The sequence below is a fragment of the Rhizobacter sp. P3_B12 genome (genome assembly GCF_056402895.1).
Genome location: NZ_JBFUGN010000395.1, coordinates 1 through 7,411 on the forward strand (window position 1 = coordinate 1; position 7,411 = coordinate 7,411).

Annotated in this window: 6 protein-coding genes; 3 read left to right on the plus strand and 3 right to left on the minus strand. The window is 65.5% G+C overall.

Annotated elements, in window-relative coordinates; genetic code table 11:
* The 3 genes from AC1D01_RS19405 to AC1D01_RS19415 all read right to left on the minus strand — a co-directional run.
* On the minus strand, positions 1-992 hold a 992-nt coding region (locus AC1D01_RS19405; RefSeq protein ID WP_477869138.1), incomplete at its 3' end, for an extracellular solute-binding protein.
* Positions 993-1,048: 56 nt separating this feature from the next.
* Complete coding sequence (locus AC1D01_RS19410) at positions 1,049-1,957, minus strand: carbohydrate ABC transporter permease (RefSeq protein ID WP_477869140.1); 909 nt, start codon at positions 1,955-1,957, stop codon at positions 1,049-1,051.
* Positions 1,958-1,967: 10 nt separating this feature from the next.
* Positions 1,968-2,543 (minus strand): carbohydrate ABC transporter permease, encoded by a 576-nt coding sequence (locus tag AC1D01_RS19415; protein ID WP_477869142.1) that lies wholly within the window; start codon positions 2,541-2,543, stop codon positions 1,968-1,970.
* Positions 2,544-2,782: 239 nt separating this feature from the next.
* On the opposite strand from AC1D01_RS19415, the gene AC1D01_RS19420 reads away from it, so the two are divergent.
* From AC1D01_RS19420 to AC1D01_RS19430, 3 genes are all read left to right on the plus strand, one after another.
* Positions 2,783-4,198 carry an alpha-glucosidase/alpha-galactosidase gene (locus AC1D01_RS19420; RefSeq protein WP_477869144.1) on the plus strand — a complete coding sequence of 472 codons (1,416 nt, stop codon included), beginning with the start codon at positions 2,783-2,785 and terminating at the stop codon, positions 4,196-4,198.
* Positions 4,199-4,225: 27 nt separating this feature from the next.
* On the plus strand, positions 4,226-5,296 hold the full coding sequence (locus AC1D01_RS19425; protein WP_477869146.1) for a LacI family DNA-binding transcriptional regulator: 1,071 nt from the start codon (positions 4,226-4,228) through the stop codon (positions 5,294-5,296).
* A gap of 178 nt (positions 5,297-5,474) precedes the next feature.
* Positions 5,475-7,411, plus strand: a 1,937-nt coding sequence (locus tag AC1D01_RS19430; protein ID WP_477869148.1) for a histidine kinase dimerization/phospho-acceptor domain-containing protein, incomplete at its 3' end; no start/stop codon positions are given.

Consider the following 7,411-nt stretch of genomic DNA (forward strand, 5'->3'; position numbering starts at 1 on the left):
TCCTTGACCTTGGAGCCGGCCCAGATCGAATCTGCCAGGCCGTTGAACATCGTGGCGCGCGTGCCCGTCGGTCCCGGGGGCAGCGGCACCCACGCATGCTCGAACTTCGCGTTGTCCCGGAAGTACGTGATCATCCACGAGCCCTGCGGCACGATCGCCGCCTTCTTGCCGACGAACATCGCGTCCGCACCGAGCGATTTGGCGTTCTCGAAGCTGGCCGAGAGACCCTTGCCCGGCAACCCGGCGAGATAGGTCATCGTTTCTGCAAGCTTGGGGTCGTCGTAGTAGAACTTCGCATCCCAGGGCTTGTCCTGGAACTTGAAGCCGTTCGACACCGCGAAGTGGCTCCACTGGATCTGCCCCATCATGCCGCCGCTTTCGGAGGTCTGATAGCCGTAGACGCTGACGTTCTTCTTGTCGAACTTCGGGCTGGTCGCGTTGTTGCCGGCGGCGTCCACCGTCAGCCGGCGCACGACCTGCTCGAAGCTGCCGCCGTCCTTGGGGTTCCACGCCATGGACTGCAGTTCGGCCAGCGTCACGCCGGCCTTCTTCGCCTGCTCCATGTTGACGATGAAGCCGATCGTGTCCCAGTCCTTGGGCAGGCCATATTGCTTGCCGTCGCGGCCCCAGATCTCATACAGCCCGCCGGCGTAGATGCCGGTGTCGAGCTTGTCGCGCTTGATGAAGGGCGTGAGGTCGACAAGCTGCTTGTTGATGACGAACTCGGGATACTTGGCCAGGTGGTCGGTGAACACGTCGGGCGCTGTACCGGACACAAAACCGGTGGAGATCGCAGTCCAGTACTCGCCCCAGCCCGACTGCGTGATCCTGATCGTGGTACCAGCGTTCTTCTTCTGGAAGTCTGCGGCGCATTGCTGGTAGGCCGGCAGCTGGTTGGAATCCCACAGCATGTACCTGACTTCGGCGGCTTGAGCCGCGCCGGCTGCCAGTGCGCTGACTGCGACGAACAGGGGAATGGCCTTGATCGACATGGGTTGTCTCCGATGCATTTTGTGAAGTGGCGGGGGAACGGGATGCACGGGGCGCTTCATTTGCCGCCGCTGAACTGAACCGACTCGACGACGCGGCGCCCGAAGACGACCAGCAGCACGAGACTGGGCAACACGCTGATGGCGGTGGCGGCCATCAGGCCGGTCCAGTCGGGCTGGCCTTGCGGGGTCTGGGATTTGAAGGTCTGCAGCGCCACCGGCAGCACCTGCTGCGTTCCGTCCTTCGCCACGAGGTACGGCCAGAAGAACTCGTTCCACATGTTGATGCCGGTGAGCATCGCGATCGTCGCGAGCGGCGTGATCGACAGCGGCAGCACGACGCGCGTGAAGATGTAGAGGTACGAAGCACCGTCCAGGAGCGCAGCCTCTTCCAGATCGCGCGGAATCGAAAGGAAGGACTGCCTGAGGAAGAACACGGAGAAGCCCTGCATCAGGCAGAACGGGGCCACCATGCCGGCCATCGTGTTCAGCCAGCCCAGGTCCTTGATCAGGATGAAGTTCGGGATGAAGGTCACGACGCCCGGCACCATCATCGAACCGATGAAGAGCGCGAACAGCAGCCTGCTGCCCGGGAAGCGCAGGCGAGCGAAGGCGTAGGCCGCCATGGCCCCGGAGGTGGTCTGCAGCACGACGATGATCGCGGTGAAGAGCGCCGAGTTGGCGAGTGCGCGCGCGAAGTTGATGTCAGCGCCCGAACCGCCGACGGCCAGGCTCTCCTCGGTGCTGAGCAGGCTCAGCACGCGCTTGAAGTTGAGCAGCGTCGGGTCGCTGGGCAGCAATTGCRTCGACTGCGTGAACACCTCGCCCGGATGCATCAACGCGGTCTTCAGCATCATCCACAGCGGCATCAGCGTGACGCCGAGCATCACGAGAAGCAGGCCCCAGGCCAGCAGGCGGCCGGGGGACACGAGCCTGCGGGGCAGGCCCGGGATGACGAACGCGCTCATGGTGTGCGGCTCACGCCAGGTCGTGTTCGGAGGCGCGCAAGACACGCATCTGAACCACCGTGTAGGCCAGCATCACCAGGCACAGCGTCATCGACATGGCCGACGCATAGCCCATCTTGTAGAAGCTGAAGGCGTTCTGCACGATGTAGTGCACGATCACGCGGGTCGAATCGAGCGGCCCTCCGTTGGTCGTGACGGCGATCGTGTCGAAGATCTGGAACGAGCCGGTGACGCTCGTGACCAGCACGAACACCATGACGGGGCGCAGCAGCGGCAGCGTGACGCGCCAGAACATCTGCCATTCGGACGCGCCTTCCAGGGCGGCAGCTTCGTACAGGTAGCGGGGGATGTTCTGCATGCCGGCGAGAAAGAGCATCGCCACCAGGCCCATGCCCTGCCAGAACCTGCCGTCTTCGAGCATGCGGGCGTAGTTGCCCCAGCCGATGAACTTCGGCTCGCGCAGCAGGTTCCAGTCCGTGAAACTGATTTYGATCGCACGCAGCGTCGGCCACGCGTAGAACACCAGGAAACCAATCAGGGCCGGCAGCACGAGCCCCCACGCGGTCAGCGTTTCGGCGCGGCGCATGRCACCGAGCCCATGCGGTCTACCGCGCTGGAGGATGGCCGGCCGCCGGGATGCGAGGGATGACGCTGTGGTGTTCATCAGGCCTTCAACGGCTGACGCGGATGGGGTGGGCGCATCGTAGTTGGTTCGACGGCAACTCCGATCTGGTGAATACACCTAACTAACGCGAGTTAGAGTAAAACTAACTCGTGTCAGACTGCATGCGAATACGCTATGCGACAACCAAGGGGATTCCTCTCATGACCCAACGCCGTCTGAAAATCGTGCTGATTGGCGCAGGCAGCATCGTCTTCACCCGAAACCTGCTGGGTGACATCCTTTCCTATCCCGAACTTGCGAGCTGCGAGTTCGCGTTGCACGACATCGACGAGCATCGCCTGGCCCTGGCCACGCAGGTGGCGCGTCGCATGGCGGAGGCGCTCGGCGCGACACCGCAGATCAGCGCGACCACCGACCGCCGCCGGGCGCTCGAAGGCGCGCGCTTCGTCATCAGCACGATCCAGGTCGGCGGCTATCGCCCGGCCACGGTGACCGATTTCGAGATCCCGAAGAAGTACGGATTGCGCCAGACCATCGGCGACACGCTGGGCATCGGCGGCATCATGCGCGGCTTGCGCACGATCCCTGTCCAGCTCGACATGCTGCGTGACATGGAAGACGTGTGCGCCGACGGTGCGATCCACCTGAACTACGTCAACCCGATGGCGATGATCACCTGGGCCCTGAACCGGGTGTCGACCCGCATCCCGACCGTCGGGCTGTGCCACAGCGTGCAACACACGGCGCAGGAACTGGCTGCCGACCTCGGCCTGCCCCTGGATGAGATCAACTACACCTGCGCCGGCATCAACCACATGGCGTTCTACCTGCGCTTCGAGCGCAACGGTGAAGACCTGATGCCCAGGCTGCGACAGATCGGAGCCGAGGGCCGCATGCCGGAATGGAATCGCGTCCGCTACGAGATGCTGCGCCAGCTCGGCTACTTCCCGACGGAGTCCAGCGAGCACTTCAGCGAGTACGTGCCCTGGTTCATCAAGGAGGGCCGCGAAGAACTGCTGGCCCACTACAACATTCCGCTCGATGAGTACCCCGGTCGCTGCCAGGTCTTCGAGCATGCCTGGCCCTACATCGAACGCGAACTCGAGGCCCCCGGCTCGCAGGATGTGCGCGAACTGCGCGAGGAGTTGGGCGCGGCCAGGATCCACGTGATGCCGCGCGAGCTGAACCATGCGGAGCGTCTGCTCGAAGGCCTGAACACGGTCGAGAGGTCGGTCGAATACGGCGGCACGATCATTCACGCGATGGTCAGCGGTGAGCCGCGGGTGGTGTATGGCAACGTGCCGAATCACCACCTCATCGACAACCTGCCCGATGGTTGCGCGGTCGAAGTGCCGTGCGTGGTCGACGCCAACGGCGTGCGCCCGACCCGCATCGGGGCGCTGCCGGTGCAGCTGGGCGCCTTGATGCGGACCAACGTGAACGTGCAGGAGCTGGTCGTCGAGTCGGTCTTGAAGCAGGACCGCGAGCATGTGTACCATGCTGCGATGCTCGACCCCCATACGGCCGCAGTGCTCGATCTGGCGCAGATTCGAGCGATGGTCGACGAGCTGCTGGCAGCGCACGGCGCGTTGATGCCCGACTACCTGCGCACCTGAACCTTTGTCGCTCCCCGGACCCTGCCCATGCCCCACGTCGCCAAGAACCCTCCCACGAGCAGCGAGGTAGCTCGCCGTGCAGGGGTGTCGCGCACGACCGTTTCGTTCGTGCTGAACAACGTGCTGGATCAGGGCATCAGCGACGCCACCCGGAAACGCGTGCTCGCAGCCGCACGCGAGATGGGCTACGAGYCCAACGCGGCGGCCCGCACGCTCGCGCGGGGCACGGCGGGAACGGTCGGGCTCGTGATTCCCAAGGCTTCGCATCTGTATGTCGACTCGTTTCTGGGCCAGTTGATCGCGACCATCAACGAGGAATGCCATCGACACGGATTGAAGCTGCTGATCGAATCGACGGAAGACGAGGGCCGCGAGCCCGGGGCTTTCGTCAACCTGGTGAGCAGCCGGCGCATCGACGGGCTCATCGTCGTCAATCTGCGCACGGCCGACCAGGAGCACCTGCTGCGATTGCGCGATGCGCGCGTTCCCCTGGTCGTGCTGGGAAGCGGGGTGCCTGATTTCCAGGGGWTCTGCACGACCGGCCACGACACCGGCAAGTCGGCGCAAACCGCGGTCAAGCACCTGCTCGGCCTGGGACATCGACGCATCGCCTACGTCAGCTTTGCGCAGCCCGAGTACCACACGGTCCACCAGCGCGAACAGGGCTGGCGCGACGCACTCAGCGCGCAGGGTGTCGACGCCGATCCCGAGTGGGTGGAATACGGTGACATCACCGCACACAGCGGCTACCTCGCCACGCAGCGCCTGATTGCGCGAGGCCACGAGTTCACTGCCCTGTTCGCTGGCAACGACATGATTGCATTCGGTGCCATCAAGGCCTTGAACGAAGCCGGATTCCGCATTCCCGAGGACATCGCGCTGGTCGGCTACGACGACATTCCGCTGGCCGCGTTCGCCGTGCCTGCACTGACCACCATGCGCGCAGATCCCATCGGGCACGGCCAGGATGCCATGCAGTTGCTGCTCGCGCAGCTGCACCATCAGGCAGGGGCTGTTCCATCACACGCCGAGCGCGAATCCGAACTCGTGATCCGTGTGTCGTGTGGCGCACAGCTGCCGGGCAGGAACCAGGCCTGAAGTTCGTCAGCATCCACCCTCCCGCCTCGGCGTCCACGCCGACGGGCGCCTGGCGCAGTTCACCCCGCTGCCGCATACTCCGCCGCAAAAGCAGGGAGAGAGCGTGGCCGCTGCGACCGTCAATCGCGACAGAAGGTCCATCCGAAGTGCGTTGGTCTTCCGCATTTCGGCATTGGCCGTGGCCGTCCTGCTCGTCTTTGCGCTCAGCGCTTTCTACGTCATCGTCAGGCCTGCCGTGGGCCAGCTGGCCCATTCACAGCTGCAGCAGGCCGCAGCCGAACTCGATGGCCGCGCCCAGCAGCTCCTGGGTACCGTAGAGACGACCTTGCGCACCTCCAGGGATTGGGGGCGCCATGGCAGCGCGAGCCTGGACGACCTGTCCCGCTTCAACGAGTTCTTCTTCTCGGTGATCGCCAACCACGGCGAGATCAGCTCGGTGCTGCTCGCCAGCGAGACCGGCCGCGAGATCCTGCTGCTGCGCAATGCCGACGGCACCTGGGTCAACCGCCTGACCAACCCCGACCAGTGGGGCAAGACCGCCTACTGGCTGCATTGGGACCAGCAACAGCGCTTGACCAGGATCGAAGCGCGCGAGCTCGACTACGACGCCCGCCAACGCCCCTGGTTCACGGCCGCGATGGCGCTCCCCGATGGCGACAAGGTGGCGTGGACGGCGCCGTACATCTTCTTCACCACCCGCGAGCCCGGCATCACGGCCGCTGCCCGCTGGACGGCTGCCGATGGCCACCGCTTCGTCATCAGCCACGACGTGCGCCTGCTCGACCTCTCGCGCTTCACCACCCGCGTGGTCGCGGGCCGCAACGGCATGGCCGCCATCCTTCATCCGGATGGCCGCGTGATGGGGCTGCCGCGCGGCGACCGGTTCGCCTCCGACGAGGGCATCCGCTCCAGCGTGCTGCAAGACGTGGCGCAGCTCGGCGTGGCCCCGCTCGCCGATGCACTCCAGGCGTGGCGGGCTGCCGATGAGCGGCAAGACCTGCGCTACCCAAGCCAGGGCGAGCACTGGTACGCGCTCGTGCGGCGCAGCGTCATCGGCCAGAACCAGGTGCTGCTGGCCGTCGCGGCGCCGGAGGCCGATTTCGTCCCCGACAAAGGGGCCAGCGCCGCCATGCTGCTGCTGCTCGGCGCGCTGGCCGTGGCCAGCGGCACGGCACTCGCCACGCGCATCGCACGCCAGTTCGCACGGCCGCTGGAGCAACTGTCGGAAGAAAGCAGCCGCATCGGCCAGCTGCAACTGGCACAGCCGGTTCAGGTGGCCACGCCGTGGCGCGAGGTGGCCCAGCTGGCCCAGGCACAGGAGTCGATGCGGCAGCGGCTGCTGTCGGCAACGCACGATCTCGCGCAGGCGAACGCCACGCTGGAAGGCGAAGTCGCGCATCGCACCGAAGCGCTCGAGGCCAAGCTCGCCGAGCTCMACCACGAGCGCGAGCGCCTGCGCCGCATCCTGGAAACCGCCCCGGTGGGCGTGGCCATTTCCGTGGAGGGAACGGTGCGGTTCGCCAACCCGCGCACCCATGAGCTCATCCGGCTGACGGGAACGAACCAGCCGGACACCTACGCCGACCCGGCCGACCGCGACCGCATGATGGCGATGCTTCAGAAAGACGGCATCGTCCGGAACTACGAGCTGCGGATGAACGGCCCCGACGGCCTGGCGCGCGACATCCTGGCCACCTACCTGCCCACCGAGTACGAGGGCAAGGCCGGCATCCTGGGCTGGCTGGTCGACATCACCGCGCAGAAGGAAGACGAGCGCGCGCTCGAGCAGGCCAAGGCCGCCGCCGAAGACGCGACGCAGGCCAAGTCGATGTTCCTGGCCAACATGAGCCACGAGATCCGCACGCCGATGAACGCCATCATCGGCATGTCGCACCTGGCGCTGCGCACCGAGCTCGCGCCCAAGCAGCGCGACTACGTGCAGAAGATCTACAACGCGGGCACGGCGCTGCTCGGCATCATCAACGACATCCTCGATTTCTCGAAGATCGAGGCCGGCAAGCTGGATGTCGAGACGGTCGACTTCAACCTCGACGACGTGCTGTCCAACCTCGCGACGGTCACGGTGGCCAAGGCCCAGGAGCAGGACCTCGAGTA

Bases quoted from the DNA above. Each gene is read 5' to 3' on its own strand.
- AC1D01_RS19420 (WP_477869144.1), top strand. From the start codon at position 2,783: ATGACCCAACGCCGTCTGAAAATCGTGCTGATTGGCGCAGGCAGCATC.